Below are 23,534 nucleotides of genomic sequence, written 5' to 3'. Positions count from 1 at the left end.
GTGGTCCATTGATCTGGCTTCGGTTAGCGTATGTGCATAGACCACGTCGGGTGTGCCAGCGCCCGATCCCAAACCGCACCCGGAGGACCCCGTGCCCAGAAAGCCCCACACCGCGTCGCGCAGTCGCCTTGCGCTCGCGACAGCCTCGCTCGCCGCAGCAGCCCTGCTGCTCAGCGCCTGCGCAGGCGGCGCGAGCCCCCAGACCGCGGGCGAAACCGCCACTCCCGTCGCGGGCGGCACGCTCACCTTCGGCAGGGTCGCCGCGGTGAACAACCTCGACCTGAACCAGCAGATCACCGCCAACAACGCCTTCGCGATCGACAAGATCTTCGAACCACTCGTCGCCTTCGACGAGCACGGCAAGATCGGCCCCTGGCTCGCGGAGTACGAAGAGAGCGACAACGGCCTCGTCTACACCTTCACCCTGCGCGACGGGCTGCGGTTCTCGAACGGCACCGAGGTTACCCCCGCCGACGTCGTCTTCTCGCTCAACCGCCACCTCGAAGTGGGCGGCCCGCTGCCGCTGACCGCCCCCATTGCGAGCATCGAGGCCACTGGCGACCGCGAGGTCACCATTACCCTTACCGCCCCGTACACGCCGTTCCTGTCCGAGCTTTCGGGCTTCTCGAACGGCATCTTCCCCGCCGATTTCGGCGGTGTCAGCGAAGAGGAGTTCTTCAAGAACCCCGTCGGCACCGGCCCATTCGTGGTCGACAAGTGGGATCCGAACGGCGATCTGTCGTTCGTCAAGAACACGCACTACTGGCAGGAGGGCAAGCCCTACCTCGACGGGCTCGTCTACAAGGTCGTCGCCGACGACACCCAGCTGCGCCAGCAGCTCGCAGCCGGCCAGGTCGACGCGATCGATACCGTTCCGGCAGCCAATGCCGCCGAGGTCGACGCAGCAGCCGACACCGTGCTCTCGAAAACCGACGGATGGTCGACTGAACAGGTCTTCTTCAACACGCAGCGCGAGCAGTTCGCCGATCCGCATGTGCGGCGCGCCATCGCCCACGCCCTCGACCGCCCGGGCATCACCTCCGCCACCACCTTCGGCACGGCCGAGGTCGCGAACGCACTGCTGCCGCCCACCATCACCTACTCGGCCAACGACACCGTGAAGGCCCTTGACTTCGACGTCTCCGCCGCGAAGTCCGAGCTTGCCAAGTCGGCCTACCCTGACGGGTTCAAGACGACGCTGCTCATCGCGAGCGGCAACTCGCAGCGGGCGCAGATCGCGCAGATCGTGCAGGAGTCGCTCAGCAAGATCGGCATCGACGTCGAGATCGAGCAGCTCGATATCGCAGTCTTCCGCGAGCGCTTCTTCGCCTACGACTACGACGTCATGCTCAACAGCGGCCAGTCTGACGCCCCCGACCCCAACGGGTTCATCACCTTCCAAGCCGACCCGGAGGGCTTCAGCAAGTCGTACTGGACGCACTACACGAACGACAAGGTCACCACGCTCATGGAGGAGGGGCGCACCACGCCTCCCGGCGACGAGCGCAAAGCGATCTACGCCGAGATCCAGCAGATCCTCGCCGACGATGTGCCCTATATTCCGCTGTTCTTCCCCTCGAACCTGAAGGCGACCACCGGCGATGTACACGGCTTCACCGTGCTGCCGAACTCGAGCGTGCGCTTCCAGGATGCCTGGCTGAGCGGCGGCGGGAAGTAGCGCGACAGTCCTGAGGGCCTGATCCTTGCATGAACGTCGCGGCCCGCGGCCTCGCACACAGCGGGGCCGCGGGCTGCGACGTTCGATGTCGGAGGTCGTGAGTAGGGTGAGACCGTGAAGAACGACAGGCTGCGACGAGCGCTGCGGGCGGTGGGGCGGATCACCGCGCGCATTGTGCCGGTCATGCTCGGCGTGGTGGTGGCCGTCTTCTTCCTGCTGCGCCTCGTGCCCGGCGACCCTGCCGCCATGATCCTGGGCGAGCGTGCCACTCCCGAGTCCGTCGCACAGCTGCGCGCCCGGCTCGGCCTCGACCAGCCGCTCTGGCACCAGTTCACCGATTTTCTCGTACAGGTAGTAACCCGCTTCGACACAGGCGACTCCCTCGTCACGGGGGTGCCGACTCGCGAACTCATCCTCGCTCGCGCACCCGTGAGTCTGGGCATCGTGGTCTTCGCTGTGGCGCTCGCGGTGATCATCGCGGTGCCGCTCGCGCTCGCCGCAGCGCTGCGCCGAGACGGCTGGGTCGATCACCTGGTGCGCGTGCTGCCAGCGGTGGGTATGGGCATGCCGCTCTTCTGGATCGGTCTGCTGCTCATTATCGTGTTCGGAGTGCAGCTGCGGTGGTTCCCCGTCGGCGGGGTCGGATCGGGGCCGGGGGAGCCGCTGCGCAGTCTGTTCCTGCCGTCGCTCGCGGTTGCGCTCGGCATGGCGCCGCCGCTGATCCGCTCGCTGCGCGCCCAACTGCTCGAGGTGCTCTCAGCCGACTTCGTCACCACCCTGCGCGCCGCGCAGGTGCCCGAGCGCCGTATCCTGTGGCGCCACGTCGTGCGCGGTGCGGCGCTGCCCACGCTCACCCTGCTGAGCGTCAACACTGCGTACCTGATCGGCGGCACCCTTGTTGTTGAGAAGGTGTTCGGCATCGACGGCCTCGGCACGCTGCTGTTCCAGTCGATCGGCAGTCGCGACTTCCCGGTAGTGCAGGGCGTCGCCCTGTACTGCGCGGTGCTCGTGGTGCTCGTCACCACGCTGTCAGGCGTGCTCGCAGCCCTGCTCGATCCGCGTCTGCGCGTGAGCGATGCAGCTGAACCGGCGCGGCCGACTGCCGAGGGGGTTGCGCGATGAACACCCTGGGTCGCCTCCGCCGTTCGCCGGCGTTCGTCGCCGGTGCGACGCTGCTCACGCTGATCCTGCTCGCTGCGCTGCTGGCTCCCGTGCTCGCCCCTTACCCGCCGAACGCGCAGAACCTCACCGGCGGGCTGCTGCCGCCCTCGCCCGAGCACTGGTTCGGCACTGATCAGCTGGGGCGCGACGTGCTCTCCCGTATGCTCTTCGCAGCCCAGACCGACCTGCGCATCTCGGTGCTCGCAGCGGTGGCACCCTTCGTGATCGGGGTGACGGTTGGCCTCATCACCGGATACTTCGGAGGCGCTGTCGACTGGGTGGGCTCCCGCGTGATCGACACTGTGATCGCCTTCCCCTTCTACGTGATCATCATCGCGATCGTCTTCGCGGTGGGAGCCGGCGAAGGCGGCATCATCGTGGCCTTCGCGCTTGTGGGGTGGGTGGGCTACGCGCGGGTGCTTCGTGCGATGACCGCCTCGCTGCGGGAGTCCGGCTGGGTGCGCGCGGCCCGCGGCGGTGGGCTGTCGCACGCGCGAGTGCTGCTGCGGCATCTGCTGCCGAACGTGCTGCCGCAGGCGATCGTGCTGCTCGCCACCGAGATCGTGCTCATCATGGTGGCGATCGTCACCCTCGGCTATCTCGGGCTCGGCATCCAGCCGCCAACGCCCGACTGGGGCACCATGATCTCCGATGGCCAAGCCTTCATCACCACGCACTGGTGGCTTTCGGCGCTGCCAGGTCTCGCTGTCGTAGTGACCGGGGTGTCGCTCTCGTTGATCGGCGACGGAGTCGGAGACGCGCTGCGTGTGGGCGCCGGCCGACATGGCTGGTCAGGCCGCTCAGGCCGGTCAGGTCGCTCAGGCCGCGTGAGCCGAGATCGAGGGAACGCGAGCGGCGGTCTCGCCCGCGTGACCGAGCCGCTCGCGTCGCCTCAGCGGTCGAGCGCGGGGTCTGTGGGTTCTGGTTCTGGTTCTGGTTCTGGTTCTGGTTCTGGTTCTGGTTCTGGATCTGGGGCGGCAGGTGCGGGTGCCGCGCTGCGCGCGGGCGAGGTGCGCGTGCGGGGTTTGCGTGTCGCAGCAGAGGCTTCGGGCGCAGAGACCGGCCCTGCGCTCGTCGAGGGGCTCTCATTCGAGGTGCAACCGGGCGAGGCCGTCGGTATCGTGGGGGAGTCGGGCTCTGGAAAAACGCTCACGCTTCGCGCGTTGCTCGGCATGATGCCCGTCGGCACACGCATCGCAGCGGGTGAGGCGAGCGCCGGCGGGCCGGTGCGCATGGTCTTCCAAGATCCGCTGACAGCGCTCGACCCGCTCACACGTGTCGGCGTGCAGCTGCGAGAGGCCGTCGAGGCCGCCCACGACGGCACACGTTCCGACGCCCTGCGCCGGGTGCACGAGCTGCTGGATCAGGTGCGCCTTACTCACACAGAGCGGATCGCGCGCGCCTATCCGCACCAGCTCTCGGGCGGGCAGCGGCAGCGCGTGGTGATCGCGATGGCCCTTGCCGGCGACCCGGCCCTCCTGCTCTGCGACGAACCCACCACCGCGCTCGATGTGACCGTGCAGCGCAGCGTGCTCGAATTGCTCGACGAACTGCGCCGCAGCCGCGGCATCACCCTGGTGTTCGTAAGCCACGATCTCGCCGTCGTCTCGTCGCTGTGCGACCGCGTCATCGTGATGCGCGGCGGGCGAGCGGTGGAATCGGGCGATACCGCGCAGATCGTGCAGTCCCCCCGCGCGCCCTATACCCGCGCGCTGCTCGATGCGGTGCCCGCACTGCCGCAGCTCGCATCAGACTCGCGCTCCGGTCTCGCGGCAGAGCCACCGAAGCGCGCCTCCGAGCAGTCGCCCGTGCTCGAGGTGCGCAGCGCGCGGGTGGCCTACGGTCGCACGATCGCCGTCGACGGCGTCTCCTTGGCCGTGCCAGCCGGAGGAGCACTGGGCATCGTAGGGGAGTCGGGATCCGGCAAAACCACGCTCGCCCGCGCCATTGCCGGCCAGCTGCCGCTCATCGCTGGTGAGATCCTGCTCGACGGGCAGCAGCAGCCGACGCGCCGCGACCAAGCCTCGCGTCGGGCGGTGCAATTAGTGCCGCAAGACCCATACTCCTCGCTCGATCCGCGCATGACCGTCGGGCAGACACTCGGTGAGCTGCTGCGGGCGCACCGAATCGCGACGCGCGCTGCAGTGCAGGCCAGCATCGCCGCGCTGCTCGAATCGGTGCGGCTCGACCCAGCCCTTGCGCGCTGCTACCCTCACGAGCTCTCGGGTGGGCAGCGCCAGCGAGTTGCGATCGCCCGCGCACTTGCGGTCGAACCGCGGGTGATCGTCGCCGACGAGCCCACGAGCGCGCTCGACGTGTCGGTGCAGGCGAGCGTGGTGGAGCTGCTGCGTGAACTGCGAAATACCACCGGGGTGGCGCTCCTGCTCGTGTCGCACGATCTGGCCGTGGTGCATGAGCTGTGCGAAGAGGTGCTGGTGATGCGCGAAGGCGAGACCGTCGAAGTCGGAGGATCGACATTCTTCACCGAGCCCCGCAGCACCTACGGCAGGCAGCTGCTCGCAGCGGTGCCGCGATTGAGTCGCCAGGCCTGACCGCGGCGGCAGCGAGCCCCGCGGCGACACCGCGCCGCTATCCGCTATCCGCCCGCCGCCCGCCGCCGCTGCGTCTGCCCGGCGGTGACGATGTCCGAGGCCCTTGATACGCTGCCAGTACCGGATCGCTCGAGAGGGGGCCCTCGATGGATGGCATCATGACCTGGTTCGAGCGGCTGCTCGACGGCTCGCTGATGGCGGGCGGCGTCTTCCTCATCATCGGCGTCATCGGAGGGGTGCTGCTGCTCGTCTCCCTGGTGCTCGACGGCATCTTCGACGCGTTCGACTTCGGCGACGGCCCGCTCAGCCTCACCACCATCGCGGCGTTCACCGCGATCTTCGGCTTCACGGCCTTCGCGAGCGTCGGCGCAGGCATGGCCACACCGGTCGCGGCAGTGATCGGCTCACTGGCGGGGGCGGTGGGCGGTGCGGCCGCCTGGTGGCTGTCGCGCATGATCCGCGGCGCCGAGTCGAGCACTGCGGTGAGCGGCAGCGACCTTGTCGGATCCGAGGGGGCGGTCGTGCTCGCGATCCCTGAGGGCGGGCTCGGCGAGGTCGCCATCACCCGCCACGGCGAGCGGATCTCGCTCGCCGCCTCGGCCGACACCGCGATCCCGCGTGGCGCGGCGGTGCGGGTTACGCAAACCGTCACCTCGACTTCGGTGCGCGTCGAGCCGGTCTCGGTTCCGCCCACCCCGGATGCTGCGCCAGGCGCCTCCGGTTAGACCCTGCAGCAGACCCCAAGACTCAATGAACGGAGACTGAATGTTGCTCGCAAGCCCGGCGATCATCGGCATCTTTGGCGCGGTCATCGCGCTGGTGCTGGTGGCACTCGTCATCATCAAGCGGTACCGCATCGCAAAACCTGACGAGGCGATCATCGTCACCGGCGGCAAAGGCAAGGAAGTTGTCGATGCCTCGGGGCAGCGGTCGCGCGATCTATCCGGGCAGAAGGTGGTCACCGGTGGCGGCGTGTTCGTCGTGCCCTTCGTGCAGAAGTCGTTCACCATCTCCCTGCGCTCCCGACGCCTGTCGATCACCACCGAGGCGCAGACCACAGACGGCATCACGATCCAGGCGCAGGCCGTTGCCGTGGTGAAGGTGGGAGGCACCCAGGAGATGATCCGCGCCGCCGCCCAGCGATTCCTGTCGAACTCCGACGAGATCGATGAGTCGACGCAGGAGGTGCTGTCGGGTTCGCTGCGTTCGATTATCGGCGGGCTCACCGTGCTGCAGATCATCAGAGATCGCGCCGTTGTCGCCCAGAGCGTGCTCGAAGCCGCCGAGGAAGCGCTCACGAAGCAGGGCCTCGTGGTCGACACGCTGCAGATCCAGGAGATTCGCGACGGTGCCGACTACATCACCAACATCGGTCGCCCCGAGGCGGCAAAGGTGCGCCAGGCGGCCGATATCGCTGAGACGAATGCGTATCAGGCGTCGCAGGAGGCGAAGATCGCGGCCGAGAAAGTACTGCTCGATCGCAATCGCGAGCTGAAACTGCGCCAGGCCGAAATCCAGGCCGAGACCGACAGGGCAACCGCGCAGGCGGCGGCCGCCGAGCCCTTGGAGCAGGCGATTCAGCAGCAGGCCATTGTTGAGCAGCAGCAGATCACGGCGCAGAAGGGCGTGGCGCTGCGCACCGAGCAGCTGAACGCCGATGTGCGCGCCGTCGCCGAGGCCGAGGCCTACCGAGTCGAGGCGCTGGCGAAGGCTGAAGCGGCGGCCGCGGTGTCGGCCGCCGAGGGGCGCGCAAAGGCCGTGGAGCGCGAGGGCCTTGCGAACCGTGCCGCGCGTATCGCTGCGTCGGAGGCACTGGAGGCCGAGGGCCGGGCCGAGGCTTCGGCGCTCGAAGCGAAGGGCACGGCAGAGGCCGCCGCGATCGATGCTCGAGCCCGCGCGCTCGAGACGCAGTCGCAGGCCGTGTTGGCACAGGAGCTCATCCACTTGCTGCCGGAGATCGCGGGCGAGTACGCGCAGGCAATCGGCGCGATCGACAACATGACCGTCGTATCTGCCGATGGCTCGGCCAAGGTCACCGGCGACGCGATGGGCAACATCAAGGGCATGCTCGAGATGGCTCGTGAGACCGTGGGCATCGACCTGGTGGGCATGCTCAACGGTGCGGTCACCGGCGGCGCTGCGGGTGCGGCGGCTGGCCGCGCCTCGCAGGGGCAGGCGGATCAGGCCCGCATTGATCGCGCTCGGGCTGCTGTCGCGACGCCCGGAGAGGCTCGGTATAGTACCGGTGACTCCGATGCTGGCACCGGGGCGAATACTGGCGCGGCCGAGCAGATTGCCGTCGCCGCGCAGGATCTCGCCGCGACCGCTGCGCAGACTGCCGCCGAAGCTGCTGAGGCCGCAGAGTCCGTGACGGGTGCCGCAGGCGCGGCCGCCCAGCGCGCTGGCGGCACTGCCGCGACCGGTCTCGACGGATTCGGCGTTGCACCTCAGCAGAACCCGGCAGAATAGGGGCATGCCCTCCCGAGTACCCCGTTCGGTCACTGCCGAGGTCGAGTCGGTGCTCGGCCCGGCTCCGGTGAGCTATGCACAGCCGGAGGTCGTCGTGCTCCGCTTCCGTCGCCACGGGCGCCATCTCGTGTTGCCGGTGCTCGCGCTGCTCGTGATCGCCGCAGCTGCCGGGTACTGGGTGGGAGCCCTCCCCGCCGCGTGGATGAACCTCGCGGCGGGTGCCGGCGCCGTTCTGCTGGCCCTGCTGCTCGGAATCCTGCCAGTGCTCGCATGGCTCGCGCACCGCACCACCGTGACGACCCGCCGTGTGATTCTGCGCCGAGGGCTCTTCTCGCGGCACCGCAGCGAGGTGTCCCTCGGGCGAGTGCGCGAAGTGCGCTCACGGCGGGGGCTGTTGCAACGGATGCGAGGCGCGGGAGACATCGAGCTGTTGCACGGCAGTGAAAGCCTCAGACTGGTCGACGTGCCTGGCAGTGAGCGGGTCGCCGATGCGCTGCAAGACCTGATGGCGCGCAACTACGAGCACGCGACCCGGGTGGAGCAGCGACTCGCGAACCTCCCGGCAGCACAGCCGAAGGGAGACACTTCCGTGCACCCGGAGCAGGCCGGGCCGGTCTCGTTCTGGTGATCCGCCCCCGCTGACATCAGCAGCGGCCACCAGCTACCGCAGGCTCCTATCGCAGCGGCTCGTCTGCTCGCCGCACCTTCAACTGGTGCGGGTGATGAGCACGTCGATCAACTGGCCGGCGAGCCCGACGAGCTGCTCGATCTCGCTTTCGTCGCGATCCACCCAGCGGCACTCGGGATCACCGACGGGCACGAAATTCTCGTGCCGTTCCCACACCACCAGTGTGCGCTCGGCACCGAGCACATACTGCTGCCACCAGACCTGGCGCAGGTAGTTGCGGGGGATCGAGCGCCACTGCTTGTTGGTGGTCTTGATCTCGGCGAGTTCGATGATGCCGTTCTCTCGCAGTACGAGCCCGTCGGGGGTAGCGAGGTGGCGCAGGTCGGTCTCAGCGTGAAAAAGGGCCTGGCTCGGCGAGATGAGATGCTCGCGCAGCACCCAGGAGGCAATCTCAGGTTCCCGGGCCTTGCCGTGCGCCGTGTAGGCGTTGCCGGTGAACCTGCTGCCGTGCAGTTTCTCGTGAGCCGCGGCCTCGATCGAACGCGGGCTGGTCAGCTTCGCCACATCGGTCGCGGTGATGCCGCGCGCGCGTGCTCGCATCCACGCCATGCGATCAGTGCCGTCGGTGACCATCCGGTTCAGGTAGGAGGGCTGTTGCTCGGTCACCACCCCAGTCTTCCACGTCTCGGCGGCGGCTTCGACACGGCTCGCGAAGGCACCTGAAAGGCACCTGCTGTCGCGCAAAGTGGCAAAATGCGGCAGGTTCTTTCGCGCGAAGCGGAAAATTCGCTGACAATCCATCGAGAGAAGGCGCTCATCATCGTTTGTTGGATGCGCTGCAGGAAAGGAAAGCACTAGGCTCGTGAAGACAAGTTCCCCAGGCGCTCATATGGACTCAGGCGTCCGGGGGGAGATAACGATCTGGTGCGCTTCGGCGTTGACTTCTCTCAGCGCGAGACGTGCCGGGTGAGGGGCACTCAGAACTATGGAATCTCAAATATTGAAGCGCGCCGATGGTGGGAAGGTGCGCGCCCTCGTCGTAGATGACGAGGAATCGATCACGCAGCTCGTCGCAATGGCGCTGCGATATGAAGGGTGGGATGTCGAAACTGCTGCCAATGGGGAAGAGGCACTGCAGAAGATTCGCTCATTCGATCCTGATGTCGCTGTTTTCGACATCATGCTGCCCGACTTCGACGGGATGCAGTTGCTGTCGCGGGTCCGCTCCGACGGGCACATGTTCCCGGTGCTGTTCCTGACAGCGCTCGACTCGGTCGAGGATCGCGTCAACGGCCTGACCGCGGGCGGCGACGACTACGTGGTGAAGCCGTTCAGCTTGGAAGAGCTGATTGCGCGGCTGCGCGGTCTTGTGCGGCGTTCGCAGGTGGCACTTGCCCAGGAGCCTGACCCGGTGCTGCGTGTGGGGGATCTCACGCTCAACGAGGACAGCTACGAGGTGGAGCGGGCTGGGGAGCCCATTGCGGTCACCAACACCGAGTTCGAGCTGCTGCGCTACCTGATGCGCAACCCCAACCGCGTGCTGTCGAAGGCGCAGATCCTCGATCGTGTGTGGGCCTACGACTTCAACGGCAAGTCAACGGTGGTCGAGCTCTACATTTCGTACCTGCGCAAGAAGGTTGATGCGGGCCGCGCCCCGATGGTGCACACCGTGCGCGGCGCAGGCTACATGCTGAAGCCCGCCGCCTGAGCCGACCAAGGCATTCAGCTGACAGATGCGATCCGCTCCTGGGGGAGGAGCGGATCGCATTTGTGTGTGTGGTGTGGTAGGGTTCTCTACGGCCACAGACCGTCGGTAGGGTTCGTCAGAATCCCGTAACGTTCGCGTAAGCGAAGACCTGCGCAGGTACGAACTCCTTGAGAGTGGGATCCCGATCCCAATTCTTCACAGAAGCTCCGTGCGTGCGCGCCGGAGCTTTTCTTGTTTTCAGGGGAGCATCCGAGCGGCACGGCCCCCGAGCGGCATCCGCTGCACGGGTACGACAAGCTAGGGAGCGCCATGGCTACGAAGGACGCTACGGTTGCCGATCTTCAGCAGAAGTTTGAAGAGTCGACCGCCGTTCTGCTGACTGAGTACCGCGGTCTCACGGTTGCCCAGCTGCGGGATCTCCGCAACAGCATCCGCGAGCACGCGACGTACGCTGTGGCGAAGAACACGCTGACCAAGATTGCGGCCAACAACGCCGGGATCACCGCTTTCGATGACGAGCTCGCCGGTCCTTCGGCTCTCGCCTTCGTGCACGGTGACACCGTTGCGGTCGCCAAGGCTCTGCGTGACTTCGCCAAGGCACACCCTCTTTTGGTGGTGAAGGCGGGCTACTTCGATGGCAACGCCCTGACCGCCGCTGAGGTAGGCAAGCTTGCCGATCTCGAGAGCCGCGAGGTGCTGCTGGCCAAGGCCGCCGGCGCCATGCAGGCTGCTCTGGTCGGTGCGGCACAGCTGTTCAACGCTCTGCCCGCCAAGGCCGCACGCGGCTTCGGCGCGCTGCAGGAGAAGCAGGACGCGTAAGGATCGGCATACGCCGTTTCGCTACACAAACACCCGCCTCTCGCGCACCGCGTGAGGGCAAACATCAAGGAGATACACAATGGCTAAGCTTTCGACTGAAGAGCTGCTCGAGCAGTTCAAGGAGCTCACCCTCATCGAGCTCTCGGAGTTCGTCAAGGCCTTCGAGGAGACCTTCGACGTGTCGGCTGCCGCTCCGGTTGCCGTCGCCGCTGCTCCGGCCGCCGGTGGCGCTGCCGAGGCCGTCGAGGAGAAGGACGAGTTCGACGTCGTCCTCGAGTCGGCTGGCGACAAGAAGATCCAGGTCATCAAGGTCGTGCGCGAGCTGACCGGCCTGGGCCTGGGCGAGGCGAAGGCTCTCGTCGAGGAGGCTCCCAAGAACGTGCTCGAGGGCGCGAAGAAGGAGGACGCCGAGGCGGCCAAGGCTAAGCTCGAGGAAGCTGGCGCGGGCGTCAAGCTCGTCTAAGTCCTCTCGGACTTCGGCTCTTCGCACAGCGAAGCAGGGGCGGGATCACCTTCGGGTGGTTCCGCCCCTTTCGCGTATTCGGGGGTCTGCCGGTAGCGGTCGGAGCCGGAAGCTGGTACAGTTGCCCGGCTGTTCTGATCCGATTCGAGGCCCCCGCTGACGCGGGTTGGGCCCTTCCGTTGCCGCCGACTGGCCATGAATGTGGGTGGTGCGTCGCAGAATGGCACACGACGAAAGGATTCTCGTGGCCCTCATCTCTTTGACGCTTCGACACGCGAAACGGTACTGGCCGTTCATCGCGGCGGTAGTCGTGTTGCAGCTGCTCTCCACAATCGCCGCGTTGTGGTTGCCGAGCCTCAATGCGCAAATCATCGATAACGGCATTGCCCGCGGCGACACCGAGTTCATCTGGCGCACGGGCGGCTTCATGCTCATTGTCTCGCTGGGTCAGCTCCTCACCGCGGCGGTGGCGGTCTACTTCGGTGCACGCACCGCGATGGGTGTCGGACGCGATCTGCGCCGCGAGGTGTACCGCAAGGTCGATTCGCTCAGCACGCTCGAGGCCACCCGCTTTGGTGCAGGCACGCTCATCACCCGCGGCACCAACGATGTGCAGCAGGTGCAGATGCTCGTGCTGATGACGCTCAACTTCATGGTTTCGGCACCCATCATGGCTATCGGCGGCATCATCATGGCGTTCCGAGAAGACGCTGGCCTGTCCTGGCTCGTGTGGGTGTCGGTGGTAGTGCTCGCGATCATCGTGAGCTTTCTGGTGTGGCTGCTGCTGCCGCTCTTCCGCAAGATGCAAGATCGCGTCGACTCGATCAACAGTGTGCTGCGTGAGCAGATCATGGGCATCAGGGTCGTGCGCGCCTTCGTTCGCGAGAACTTCGAGGCTGATCGCTATGAGGTAGCAAACCGCAACCTCACCGAAGTCTCGGTTAAGGTCGGCAACATTTTCGTGCTCATGTTCCCCGTCATTATGATGGTGCTGCACTGCGCCACCGCTGCCGTGCTCTGGTTCGGCGGCCACCGCGTCGACGCCGGTCTTGTCGAGGTCGGCTCGCTCACCGCGTTCCTGCAGTACTTGCTGCAGATTCTGATGGCTGTGATGATGGGCGTCTTCATGACCATGATGATTCCGCGCGCAGTGGTGTGCGCCGAGCGCATCAGGCAGCTTCTCGACACGGAGTCGACGCTTTCCTTCCCCGCGTCCGAGACCGTAGCGACCCCGAGTTCGGGGCGCGTCGAGTTCGACGGGGTCACCTTCGGGTTTCCGGGGGCTGAGGCCCCTGTTATCAACGGGGTGAGCTTCGTCGCCGAACCCGGCAAGACCACGGCGATCATCGGTTCGACGGGTGCAGGCAAGACCGTGCTACTTAACCTCATGCTGCGCCTGTACGATCCCCAGCAGGGATCGATCACCGTGGATGGCGCACCGATTTCCGCCTTGACCCGTGCTCAGCTCGCCGAAGCACTGAGCCTCGTGCCGCAGCGGCCCTACCTCTTTTCCGGCACGATCGCATCGAATCTGCGCTTTGGTCGATCCGATGCGAGTGATGAGGAGCTGTGGGAGGCGTTGCGGGTTGCCCAGGGTGACGACTTCGTTCGCGCCAAGGAGCGCCAGCTCGACGAGCCGGTATCGCAAGGCGGCACGAGCGTGTCGGGAGGACAGCGCCAGCGTTTGTCGATCGCGCGTGCGCTCGTCGCGAAGCCGCGGGTGTACCTCTTCGACGACTCCTTCTCAGCGCTCGACGTGGCTACCGATGCGCGGCTGCGCGCTGCGTTGCCAGAGGCCACGGCAGGAGCCACGACCATCATCGTGGCGCAGCGCGTTTCTACGATCACCGATGCCGATCAGATCCTCGTGATCGAAAACGGTGAGATCGTCGGGCGCGGCACCCATGAGCAACTGCTCGAATCGAGCGAGGTCTATCAGGAGATCGTTCGATCGCAGCTCGAAGAGGCGGAGGCGGCCTGATGGCTGAGAAGAAGACGAAGAAGCGCGCCGAGGCAGCCGCCACCACCGGCGAGTTCGAGCTGCCCGACGACTACCAGCCCGACAACGGAGACTGGACCGGTTCACAGCCCGTGAAGAAGGCCAAGCATTTCTGGCCGTCCGCGAAGCGACTGCTCGGCCTTCTCGCGCCTGAGAAATGGCTGTTCTCGCTCGTGGTGCTGCTGGTCGTGGCCTCGGTGGTGCTCACCGTGATCGCCCCCAAGATTCTCGGCCAGGCGATGGACGTGATCTTCAACGGCATCCTCGGGAAACAGCTCCCTGCCGGTGTGCCCATCGAACAGATCATCGCGGGGGCTCGCGCCGAGGGCAACTCGCAGTTCGCCGATGTGCTCGCAGGCGCGAATGTGGTGCCCGGCGAGGGCATCGATTTCGGTCTGCTGAGCCGCCTGATCCTCGCCGTGCTCGCGCTCTACCTGGTGGCGTCCTTCCTGATGTGGTTGCAGGGCTACCTGCTGAACCGCATGGTGATGCGCATCGTGTACCAGCTGCGTCGCGACATCGAGGCGAAGATCAACAGGCTGCCTCTCAGCTACTTCGACGGGCGCCAGCGTGGCGATGTGCTGTCGCGCGTCACCAACGACGTCGACAACATTCAGCAGGCATTGCAGCAGGCATTCTCGCAGCTCGTGCAGTCGGTGCTGACGGTGATCGGCATCACCGCGATGATGTTCATCGTGTCGTGGCAGCTCGCGCTCATCGCTCTCATCGCCCTGCCCCTCTCGGGCATCATCGCGGGCGTCGTCGGCGTTCGCGCGCAGAAGCTCTTCGTGGCGCAGTGGAAGCACACGGGCGAACTCAACGGCCACATCGAAGAGTCGTTCACGGGTCACGAGCTCGTGCGCATCTTCAACAGGGATGCTGAGATGACAGAAGAGTTCGACCGCCGCAACGAAGGCCTCTTCGATGCCTCCTACAAGGCGCAGGCCCTGTCGGGCACGATCATGCCTGCCATGCAGTTCGTGCAGTACCTCAGCTACGTGCTCATCGCCGTGGTTGGAGCGCTGCGCGTCACCGCCGGCCAGATGACGCTCGGCGATGTCACCGCCTTCATCCAGTACTCGCGCGAGTTCTCGCAGCCCATCAGCGAGATGGCGAGCATGGCGAACATGCTGCAGTCCGGTGTGGCCTCCGCCGAGCGCACTTTCGATCTGCTCGACGCCGACGAGCAGGAGCCCGATGAGGCATCCGAGCGTCTGCCCGAGCGCACTGACGGGCACGTCGAGTTCGAGAACGTCTCGTTCAGCTATGACCCCGAGACGCCGCTCATTGAGGGCCTGTCGCTCGAAGCGAGGCCCGGCCACACGATTGCGATCGTTGGGCCGACCGGTGCGGGCAAGACCACGCTCGTCAACCTCATCATGCGGTTCTACGAGCTGAACGGCGGGCGCATCATGCTCGACGGCGTCGACATCACCCACCTCACGCGTGCAGAGCTGCGCAGCCAGGTGGGGATGGTGCTGCAGGACGCATGGCTGTTCGACGGCACGATCCGCGAGAACATTCGCTACGGGCGCCTCGACGCGAGCGATGACGAGGTCGTCGAGGCCGCGACCGCCACGATGGTCGACCGCTTCGTGCGGCAGCTTCCCGAGGGCTACGACACCGAGATCTCGGAGAATGCCTCCTCGCTGTCGGCGGGTGAGCGGCAGTTGCTCACGATCGCGCGCGCCTTCATTGCGAATCCGTCGCTGCTCATCCTCGACGAGGCCACCTCCTCGGTCGACACGCGCACCGAGGTGCTCGTGCAGCAGGCCATGCGCGCGCTGCGCACCGACCGCACCTCCTTCGTCATCGCGCACCGCCTGTCCACGATCCGCGACGCCGACACCATTCTCATGATGGAGAACGGCAGCATCGTCGAGCAGGGCTCCCACGAAGAGCTGCTGGCGAAGCGTGGAGCATACTACAAGCTCTATCAGGCGCAGTTCGCGGGTGAGGTTGATGAGGCCCACGCAGAAGAGCTGCTCACCGGTGCAATAGCGGTTGCGACCGGTTCTGTCGGGGTAGTGGAGGCAGACTCAGGCGAGGAGACCACCAACTCCTGAGTGCGTGGAGCGGCGTTGTGACGCCGCTCCACGCAGCCGACTAGGGGCTCTTGGCAATCTCGAACGGGTGGCTGCTGCACTCAGTGCCCGTGTCGCCTGGGCAAAAGCTCCTACAGTTGTGGACTGTGTTCAAGTTTTCGGGTAGTGTCTGCTCTGGTCGGACGCCATACGGCATCCGCGGACAGGGGAGACTATGCGCGCATCGATGCGCCGGGGGATCGCAGCAACTCTTGCGCTCCCCATGCTGATGTTGTTCACTACGCCGGCACACGCGGAGGGTGAGGAGCAAGCCCCTTCGGGGGGCCTCTCCGAACGCATCGTGGAAGCCGCAGAGTCGGGTGCAACGACACCCCAGGAGATCGCTGAGGCGGTGTCGCTGCCTGTCGCAGGCGAAGGCAGTCTCACCTTCGACGGGGCCGACCGCCTCACCGTGTCGGTGACCTTCACCGACGTGCCCGACGCCGCGCAACTCGCCGCCGTCACGGCAGCCGGAGCCGAGATCGAGACCGTGCTGACCGGCTTCGCCGCGGCCACCGTCACCATCGCCCCCGAGCAGCTCGACGTGCTCGCAGCGGTGCCCGGCGTCGTGAGCGCCATTCCCGCACTGCGACCGTTCAGCGGAACCGACCGATCTGCCGCCGTCGCCGGTCTGCCCGGCCAGATCGCGGCGCTCACCGGCAAAGCCCTAGGCCCCGCCGTGGCCACCCCCGCGGGAGCCCCGTGCGGGCCCATCCCCATCGAAGCGGATGCGCCGCTGCACGCCGACCTCGCGCGCGACGGCTTCGACGTAGACGGCACCGGCGTCACCATTGGCATCATCTCCGACTCCTTCAATCAGACTTCGTCCCCCAGGAGCTGGGAACAGGACGTCGCAACGGGTGCACTCCCGGGCGCAGACAACCCCTGCAGGCGTAAGCTGCCCGTCGACATCGTCTCCGACGGGAAAGTCGGGGCCAGCGACGAAGGCCGCGCCATGGCCCAGCTCGTGCACGGCATCGCACCCGGTGCGAAACTGCTCTTCGCTGACTCCGGATCGAGCGAGCTCGACATGGCGAGTAACATCTTCAAGCTCGCAGACGCTGGCGCCGACATCATCGTAGACGACATCTCATTCTTGAGCGAAACCTATTATCAGCAGAGCCTTGTCTCAGTTGCCATCGAGCAGGTCAAGGCTCAAGGCATCACCTATTTCACTTCGGCCGGCAACTCCGCAGCTATCGGCACCAGCGGGGCGAGCACCGGCAAGCCCATTTCATCGTGGCAGACCACCGCATACCGAGAGACCGCCTGCCCGAGCTGGGTGTTCGAGCCGACGGGTGACCCGACAATCGGCACGCCCCCGCCGACCGCCGACTGCCTCGACTTCGACCCCGACCCCTCGGTCACTACCCCCTACGACACCCTTAAGATCCGGGGCGGCCTCAACGGAGGTCAAGCACAGATGCGTCCCTTCGGCTCCATCGGCGAACCGCTCCACGGGGTCACCACAAGTTACGAGCTGCGATTCTACGAAGTGCAAGACGCCGCGAGCAACGACGTCCAGCTGATCGGCCGAGCCTCACAGCTTGCTCCCGCCCACCCGGGGTTCACGGGCAGCGTGGTCGTCAACGAAGACACCGAGGTGCGGATGGTGATGGTGCGCACCGGATACGACCCCGCCGCGCGCAAACCGGCAGTGTTCCTCTCCTTCATCCGTGGCGGCCCCGCCATCGCGGAGCGCACCCACCTGGGCAATGCGGATCTCGGCCCTGCCGCCACCGACTGGGTCGGCGAAACGGTGTTCGGCCACGGCGGCGACGGCTCCGGCATCAGCGTCGCCTCACTGCACTGGGACGACACCCAGAAGGTGCGCGACTACAGCTCGCTCGGCCCCGGCACACTGCTCTACGAGCCGGTGCGCATCGATGCCGCGGCACCATCCGCGCGACTTCCCGAACCCGTGATCGTGAACACGCCGCACATCGCCGCGGTCGACGGCACCCAGACCACGTTCTTCGGAGAAGACGAAGGCGCCCCCGGTGCTCCCGAGTACCGCTTCTACGGCACTTCGGCCGCCGCGCCCAACGCGGCCGCCGTCGCAGCGCTCGGCCTGTCATACTCGCCCGAACTGCGCGGCGCAGCACTCGGACAGCTGGTGATCGGAACAGCCCGCGGCACCGCACAAGGCGGACCGGTGAACCCCTACACGGGTTTCTCCGACGCCGAGGTCTTCGGTGCCGGCATCGTTGACGCGAACGCGCTGCTCGAGCGGATCTACGCAGACTCGCCCGTGCCCGCCCAGCCGACCGCACTCGCCACCACCACGGTCACCCACTCCACGGCAACTATCGGCTGGCAGGCCGCAGCGAACGCGAACCGCTACCTGGTCGAACTGTTCACCGGTGACCCGCTGCCCGCGAACTCCGTGCAAACGGCGCAGCTAGGCACGCAGCAGCTGAGTCACGCCTTCACCGGGCTCACTGCCGCCACTCGCTACACCGCCCGGGTCACCCCGATCTCAGGCCTCGGGAAGGCCGGTGCCGCGTCATCGATCACGATCACCACGGCGAACGCCCCAGCCCCCGAACCAACACCCAACCCCGCACCCCAGCCAAACGACGGCGGGCCCGGGGCGAAGACCCTGTCGAAGACCGGCGGCGAGAACAACACGCCGCTCATCATCGGAGCAGTCGCACTCGTGCTGCTCGGTGGGGCAGCCGTCGCAGCGGCCATCGCCCTGCGCCGCAAGCGCGCCGCAGCAAGCACCGTGAACGACACCGAGGAGAACATCGGCTAGACTAGTAAGGCCCCCCATGCGGTGGCATCTCGGCGAACTCCCCCAGGTCGGAAACGAAGCAAGGGTAGTCGGGCTCTGCCAGGTGTATGGGGGGTCTTTCTATGTGTGTGAGCCTGCTGGTGCCGGTGGGCCCGGCGCTGGGTCGGAGCGTGCATGGGGGTCTTTCTAAGTGGACGGACCCGGTGACCGGGCCTGACGCTACGCTGGGCACATGACCTCAGGAGGTGCCGCCGTTGTCGGGGCCGGGCCGAACGGCCTGGCTGCGGCGGTCACGCTCGCGCGCGCCGGCATTCCGGTGACCGTGTTCGAGGCAGCAGAGACCATCGGCGGCGGCACCCGGACGCAGCAGTTCGTGCGCCCGGGCGTGCTGCACGACGTCTGCTCCGCGATCCACCCCATGGCCCTCGCCACCGGATTCTTCCGCGCCTTCGATCTTGAACGCCGCGTGAACTTCGTGGTTCCCGACGCCTCCTACGCCAACCCCCTCGACGGCGTCCAGAGCGGTGATCGGGCAGCCATCGCCTACCGCGATCTAGCACGCACCGCCTCAGAACTCGGCCGAGATGGGCCCGCCTACGCCCGCCTCTACCGGCCGCTGCTCAAGCATCTTGAGGGTGTTGTCGATTTCGCGCTCGGCGGTTCTATGCTGCGCTGGCCGCGCGATCCGCTGGCCGCGATACTCACCGCGCTGCGCACCGTCGAGCAGGGCACGCCGCTCTGGAACGCGCGGTTCAGTGAGCCAGCAGCACCCGCGCTGGTTTCCGGCGTCGCCGCCCACAGCATCGGCCGCATGCCCGCGCTCGCCTCGGCGGGCGTCGGGTTGGTGCTCGGGACCCTCGGGCACGCACACGGCTGGCCGGTGCCGGTGGGCGGATCGCGAGCCATCACCGACGCACTCGCGGCCGACCTCCTCGTGCACGGCGGGCGCATCGAGACCGCGCATCCGATCTCCGATGTGCGCGAGCTCGCCGCCTACCGCGTCAAGCTATTCGACACCTCGGCGCGTGGACTGGTGCGGATCGCGGGCTCCGCCCTACCTGGCCGGTACCGGCGTGCGCTCGGCCGTTTTAGATACGGAGACGGCGCGAGCAAGGTCGATTTCGTGCTCGACGGGCCGATTCCCTGGGCGGATCAACGGGTCGCTGCCGCCCCAACAGTGCACTTGGGCGGCAGCCGTGCCGATGGGGCGGCTGCCGAGCTCGAGGTGGCCCGGGGTCGACACCCCAGCACCCCGTACGTGCTGCTGGTGCAGGCGGCCGGATTCGACCCTGAGCGGGCTCCGGTGCGCGAGGGCGGTGCTGAGTTGACGCCCATCTGGAGCTACACGCACGTTCCGCAGGGCTCGAATGTCGACGTGTCTCAGGCCGTCATTGCGCAGATCGAACGCTTCGCGCCGGGCTTCCGCGACAGGATCCTCGATGTGCGGGTGACCACTGCAGCCGAGTTCGCCGGATACAACCGAAACTATGTCGGTGGCGATTTCAGCGCCGGTGCGGTGACGCCGCGGCAGCTGTTCGCGCGCCCGGTTGTTGCCCGTGAGCCGTGGCGCACGCCCGCGGCGGGCATTTACCTGTGCTCGTCGTCGGCGTCTCCCGGGCCTGGAGTGCACGGCCTTCCCGGCTGGTACGCCGCCCGTTCGGCTCTGACGCACGAGTACGGGCTGCCCGATCCAGACCTCGGCTTCCACTAGCCAACCCCAAACCCCAACCCTCCGCCTGGGATATGGGATCTGCCGAAAATATGGGATTGCCGGGGGAGACGCCACATTTTCGGCGTACCCCGTATCGAGGGGAGGCTCAGGGCCGTTGGGTGGGCGGGGCCAGTGTCGGCGGTAGAGGCGTAGGGTTGACGTGTGGCAGCGAGTATTTACCTCACCTCGGCCGAGGGACGCACTGGTAAGAGCGCCGTTGCGCTCGGTGTGCTCGACGCGTTACGGGCGGACGCACCGCGCGTTGCGGTCTTCCGGCCGCTGATCCGCTCAGCAGCCGAACGCGACCGTGTGCTTGAGCTGCTGCACTCCCGAACGACCGCTGATGCGCCCTACGAGGCGTGCGTGGGCGTCACCTACGACGAGGCGCACGCCGACCCTGAGGCCGCGATGGCCCGTATTGTGGCGGCGTATCGGCGGCTGCGCGATCGCTGCGATGCGGTTGTGGTGGTGGGCTCTGATTTCAGTGATGTAGCGGCTCCCACCGAGCTCTCCTTCAACGCGCGCATTGCCGCAAATCTTGACACGCCTGTGCTGCTGGTGCTTGGCGGGCGTTCGAATGAGGAGGCTGAGCATCTCGGCCAGCAGCCGGCCCGCACGCCCTCGGAGATCGCGCAGCTCGCTGAATTGGGCTTCGCTGAGCTTCGTGCTGAGCACGCTGAGGTGCTTGCGGCGCTGGTCAACCGCGCCGACCCGCAGCATCTTGGCGAGATCGAGCGTCAGGTGGCCGCTTCGCTGCCTGCGGGCACTCCCGTGTGGGCGGTGCCCGAGGAGCTGCTGCTTGTGGCGCCTCCGGTGAGCGGTGTGATCGAGGCTGTCGACGGGGAGTTGGTGCGCGGTTCAGCGGATCTGCTGGCCCGCGAGGTGCGCGATGTCGTGATCGCGGGCATGGCGATGGAGCATGTGCTGCCGCGGCTGATTGAGGGCGCGGCTGTGGTGATCGCGGCGGATCGGGCCGAAACCCTGCTCGCGGTGACGATGGCGCACGAGGCGCCCACCTTCCCCACCATTGCGGCTGTGGTGCTGAACGGTGAGTTCGAACTGTCGCGTGCGGTGGAGCAGTTGCTCGACGGGATCGACTCGACGCTGCCAGTGGTGCGCACGAGTTTCGGCACCTTCGATACCGCGCAGCGTATCTCCCGCGCTCGCGGTTTGCTCACCGAGGAGTCGCCCACCAAGTTCGACACGGCGCTCGCCCTGTTCGACAAACATGTGGATGCTGCCGTGCTGCGGGAGCGTTTGCGCTTGCACCGCGGGGGAGTGCGCACACCCGTCATGTTTGCGTATGAACTGTTTGATCGTGCAGCTGCGGCGAACGCCCACATCGTGCTTCCCGAGGGCGACGATGACCGAATTCTGCGCGCCGCGAGCACGCTGCTTGCGCGCGGCACAGCCCGGCTGACGATCCTCGGCGACGAGTCGGCTGTGCGTAAGCGCGGAGGCGAGCTCGGCCTGTCGATCGACGCGGCTGAGGTGATCGACCCGGCGAGCTCTCCGCTGCGGGAGCGCTTCGCGATGGAATACGCAACGCTTCGCGCGCACAAGGGGGTATCCCTGGAGCAGGCGCGTGAGGTGATGCGCGATGTGAGCTACTTCGGCACCATGATGGTGCATCTGCAACTCGCTGATGGCATGGTGTCCGGCGCCGCGCACACGACTGCGCACACTATTCGACCCAGCCTGGAGATCATTAAGACGCGGCCCGGTGTTTCGGTGGTGTCGAGTGTGTTCTTCATGGCGCTTGCCGACCGGGTTCTGGTCTACGGCGACTGCGCGGTGAACCCTGATCCGACTGCGGCGCAGCTTGCCGATATTGCTGTGTCTTCGGCCGACACTGCGGCGCAGTTCGGTGTGGAGCCGCGGGTCGCGATGCTCTCGTATTCGACGGGGGAGTCGGGATCGGGTGCCGATGTCGACAAGGTGCGCGAAGCGACTGCGCTTGCGCGGGCGACGCGCCCGGATCTGCTGATCGAGGGGCCGCTGCAGTACGATGCCGCGAGCGACCCGGAGATTGGGGCTGCGAAGCTGCCCGGATCAGCGGTCGCCGGCCACGCAACGGTCTTCATATTCCCCGATTTGAATACGGGCAATAACACCTACAAGGCGGTGCAGCGCTCTGCCGGTGCGGTGGCCGTGGGGCCGGTGCTGCAGGGACTCGCCAAACCAGTCAACGACCTGTCACGGGGCGCAACCGTCGACGACATCCTCAACACCGTCGCGATCACAGCGGTGCAGGCCGGAATGGGGCGATGAGCATGAGCAGCATTCTGGTGATCAACGCTGGTTCGTCGTCGGTGAAATATCAGCTAATCGAGCCGCAAACCGAGCAACGAATCGCCTCAGGCCTGATCGAACGCATCGGCGAGCCCGAAGGGCAGCTGGTACACCGTAGCGATGACGGCCGTGAGGAGGAGCTGCGGGCGCGGGTTGCCAACCATGCGGCAGCGTTCGCCGAGATGGTTGCGGCGTTCGAGCGGGCGGGAACGCCTGTTGCCGCGCTCGGTATCGCAGCCGTGGGGCACCGTGTGGTGCAGGGCGGCAGCGTGTTCAGCGCCCCGACTCGCATCGACGACGTGGTTGCGGCGCAGATCCTTGAGCTGGGGGCGCTTGCGCCGCTGCACAATCCCGGGCAATATCAGGCGATCGTTGCCGCGCGGGAGCAATTTCCCGGAGTGCCCCACGTCGCCGTTTTCGACACGGCCTTCCACCAATCCATGCCGCGGGAGGCATACACCTACGCCATCGATACCGAGGTTGCCGAACGCTACGGGATCCGCCGCTATGGCTTTCACGGCACCTCTCATCAGGTGGTGTCGAGGCGTGCCGCAGAGTTCTTGGGGCGCCCGCTCGAGTCGCTGCGTCAGATCGTGCTGCATCTCGGCAATGGTGCGTCGGTGTGTGCTGTTGCGGCCGGACAGTCTCGTGACACTTCGATGGGATTCACCCCCCTCGAAGGCTTGGTGATGGGAACGCGCAGCGGCGATGTCGACCCCGGTGCGCTGTTGCACCTCATGCGCGAGGGCTATTCGGTCGATGATCTCGACACGCTGCTGAACCACGCTTCTGGCCTGCGTGGCTTCACGGGGTCCGGTGATTTCCGTGACGTGCGTGCCGCCGCCGATGCTGGGAGCAGTGAAGGCGCTCTTGCCATCGCGGTCTACACGCACCGGGTTCGCCGCTATCTCGGCGCCTACCTCGTGGAGCTGGGCGGGGCTGACACGATTGTGTTTACTGCCGGCGTTGGCGAGAACAACGCTGCGCTGCGCGCGGAGGTCTGCGCCGGTTTGGAATGGTTCGGGATTCGCATCGACGCGTCGCGCAATGCCTCCCCGGATCGAGGTGCGCGTCGCATCAGCGCCGATGATTCACGGGTCGAGGTGCTAGTCGTGCCCACCGATGAGGAGGCGGAGATCGCCAGGCAGACCCGCGCTCTCGTCGCGTGACCGTGACGCGGGTGAGGCAGGCTCTGCGATCCGCTTGAGAGGCGGCGAGCGGATCGCAGCCGCT

General features: G+C 66.7%; 16 protein-coding genes and 1 other RNA gene. 16 read left to right on the top strand and 1 reads right to left on the bottom strand.

Annotated features, from left to right (window positions below; translation table 11 throughout):
• The first annotated feature begins 91 nt into the window (after window positions 1-91).
• From WFI54_RS10930 to WFI54_RS10905, 6 genes are all read left to right on the top strand, one after another.
• Window positions 92-1,678, top strand: a complete 1,587-nt coding sequence (locus tag WFI54_RS10930) for an ABC transporter substrate-binding protein (protein WP_336652823.1) — start codon at window positions 92-94, stop codon at window positions 1,676-1,678.
• Between the two features lie 114 nt (window positions 1,679-1,792).
• Entirely contained in the window at window positions 1,793-2,800 is a 1,008-nt protein-coding gene (locus tag WFI54_RS10925) for an ABC transporter permease (RefSeq protein ID WP_336652822.1), read from the top strand.
• The gene (locus WFI54_RS10920) at window positions 2,797-5,391 is read left to right on the top strand and encodes an ATP-binding cassette domain-containing protein (protein ID WP_336652821.1); all 2,595 of its coding nucleotides are present in this window, start codon (window positions 2,797-2,799) and stop codon (window positions 5,389-5,391) included. The genes WFI54_RS10925 and WFI54_RS10920 overlap by 4 nt, the downstream gene beginning before the upstream one ends.
• 158 nt (window positions 5,392-5,549) lie before the next feature.
• The gene (locus WFI54_RS10915) at window positions 5,550-6,116 is read left to right on the top strand and encodes a hypothetical protein (protein ID WP_336652820.1); all 567 of its coding nucleotides are present in this window, start codon (window positions 5,550-5,552) and stop codon (window positions 6,114-6,116) included.
• Between the two features lie 40 nt (window positions 6,117-6,156).
• Window positions 6,157-7,860 carry an SPFH domain-containing protein gene (locus tag WFI54_RS10910; RefSeq protein ID WP_336652819.1) on the top strand — a complete coding sequence of 568 codons (1,704 nt, stop codon included), beginning with the start codon at window positions 6,157-6,159 and terminating at the stop codon, window positions 7,858-7,860.
• Window positions 7,861-7,864: 4 nt separating this feature from the next.
• Window positions 7,865-8,488 carry a PH domain-containing protein gene (locus WFI54_RS10905; RefSeq protein WP_336652818.1) on the top strand — a complete coding sequence of 208 codons (624 nt, stop codon included), beginning with the start codon at window positions 7,865-7,867 and terminating at the stop codon, window positions 8,486-8,488.
• Between the two features lie 78 nt (window positions 8,489-8,566).
• Here the strand turns inward: WFI54_RS10905 and WFI54_RS10900 are convergent, their stop codons facing one another.
• The gene (locus WFI54_RS10900) at window positions 8,567-9,121 is read right to left on the bottom strand and encodes a YqaJ viral recombinase family protein (protein WP_336653094.1); all 555 of its coding nucleotides are present in this window, start codon (window positions 9,119-9,121) and stop codon (window positions 8,567-8,569) included.
• 352 nt (window positions 9,122-9,473) lie between these two features.
• Between WFI54_RS10900 and WFI54_RS10895 the strand changes: the two genes are divergently transcribed.
• The 10 genes from WFI54_RS10895 to WFI54_RS10850 all read left to right on the top strand — a co-directional run bounded on the left by WFI54_RS10895 (window position 9,474) and on the right by WFI54_RS10850 (window position 23,470).
• Entirely contained in the window at window positions 9,474-10,196 is a 723-nt protein-coding gene (locus WFI54_RS10895; protein ID WP_336652817.1) for a response regulator transcription factor, read from the top strand.
• 309 nt (window positions 10,197-10,505) lie between these two features.
• The gene (rplJ, locus tag WFI54_RS10890; protein ID WP_336652816.1) at window positions 10,506-11,015 is read left to right on the top strand and encodes a 50S ribosomal protein L10; all 510 of its coding nucleotides are present in this window, start codon (window positions 10,506-10,508) and stop codon (window positions 11,013-11,015) included.
• A gap of 79 nt (window positions 11,016-11,094) precedes the next feature.
• Window positions 11,095-11,478, top strand: a complete 384-nt coding sequence (gene rplL, locus WFI54_RS10885; protein WP_336652815.1) for a 50S ribosomal protein L7/L12 — start codon at window positions 11,095-11,097, stop codon at window positions 11,476-11,478.
• Window positions 11,479-11,722: 244 nt separating this feature from the next.
• Window positions 11,723-13,459: an ABC transporter ATP-binding protein gene (locus tag WFI54_RS10880; RefSeq protein ID WP_336652814.1), complete on the top strand. Its 1,737-nt coding sequence runs from the start codon at window positions 11,723-11,725 to the stop codon at window positions 13,457-13,459.
• Complete coding sequence (locus tag WFI54_RS10875; RefSeq protein ID WP_336652813.1) at window positions 13,459-15,543, top strand: ABC transporter ATP-binding protein; 2,085 nt, start codon at window positions 13,459-13,461, stop codon at window positions 15,541-15,543. Before WFI54_RS10880 ends, WFI54_RS10875 begins: the two co-directional genes overlap by 1 nt.
• A 193-nt stretch (window positions 15,544-15,736) precedes the next feature.
• On the top strand, window positions 15,737-18,319 hold the full coding sequence (locus tag WFI54_RS10870; RefSeq protein WP_336652812.1) for a S8 family serine peptidase: 2,583 nt from the start codon (window positions 15,737-15,739) through the stop codon (window positions 18,317-18,319).
• A gap of 5 nt (window positions 18,320-18,324) precedes the next feature.
• Window positions 18,325-18,421, top strand: an RNA gene (ffs, locus tag WFI54_RS10865) — signal recognition particle sRNA small type.
• 109 nt (window positions 18,422-18,530) lie between these two features.
• Entirely contained in the window at window positions 18,531-20,009 is a 1,479-nt protein-coding gene (locus WFI54_RS10860; RefSeq protein ID WP_336652811.1) for a phytoene desaturase family protein, read from the top strand.
• Between the two features lie 162 nt (window positions 20,010-20,171).
• Window positions 20,172-22,280: a phosphate acetyltransferase gene (pta, locus tag WFI54_RS10855; RefSeq protein WP_336652810.1), complete on the top strand. Its 2,109-nt coding sequence runs from the start codon at window positions 20,172-20,174 to the stop codon at window positions 22,278-22,280.
• A gap of 2 nt (window positions 22,281-22,282) precedes the next feature.
• Window positions 22,283-23,470 carry an acetate/propionate family kinase gene (locus WFI54_RS10850; protein WP_336652809.1) on the top strand — a complete coding sequence of 396 codons (1,188 nt, stop codon included), beginning with the start codon at window positions 22,283-22,285 and terminating at the stop codon, window positions 23,468-23,470.
• The last annotated feature ends 64 nt before the right edge of the window (window positions 23,471-23,534 follow it).

The sequence above is a fragment of the Leucobacter sp. MMO-125 genome (assembly GCF_037148395.1).
GTDB lineage: Bacteria > Actinomycetota > Actinomycetes > Actinomycetales > Microbacteriaceae > Leucobacter.
Note: the sequence above shows the minus strand (reverse complement) of the source record. Positions and strands in the feature narration are given on the sequence as shown.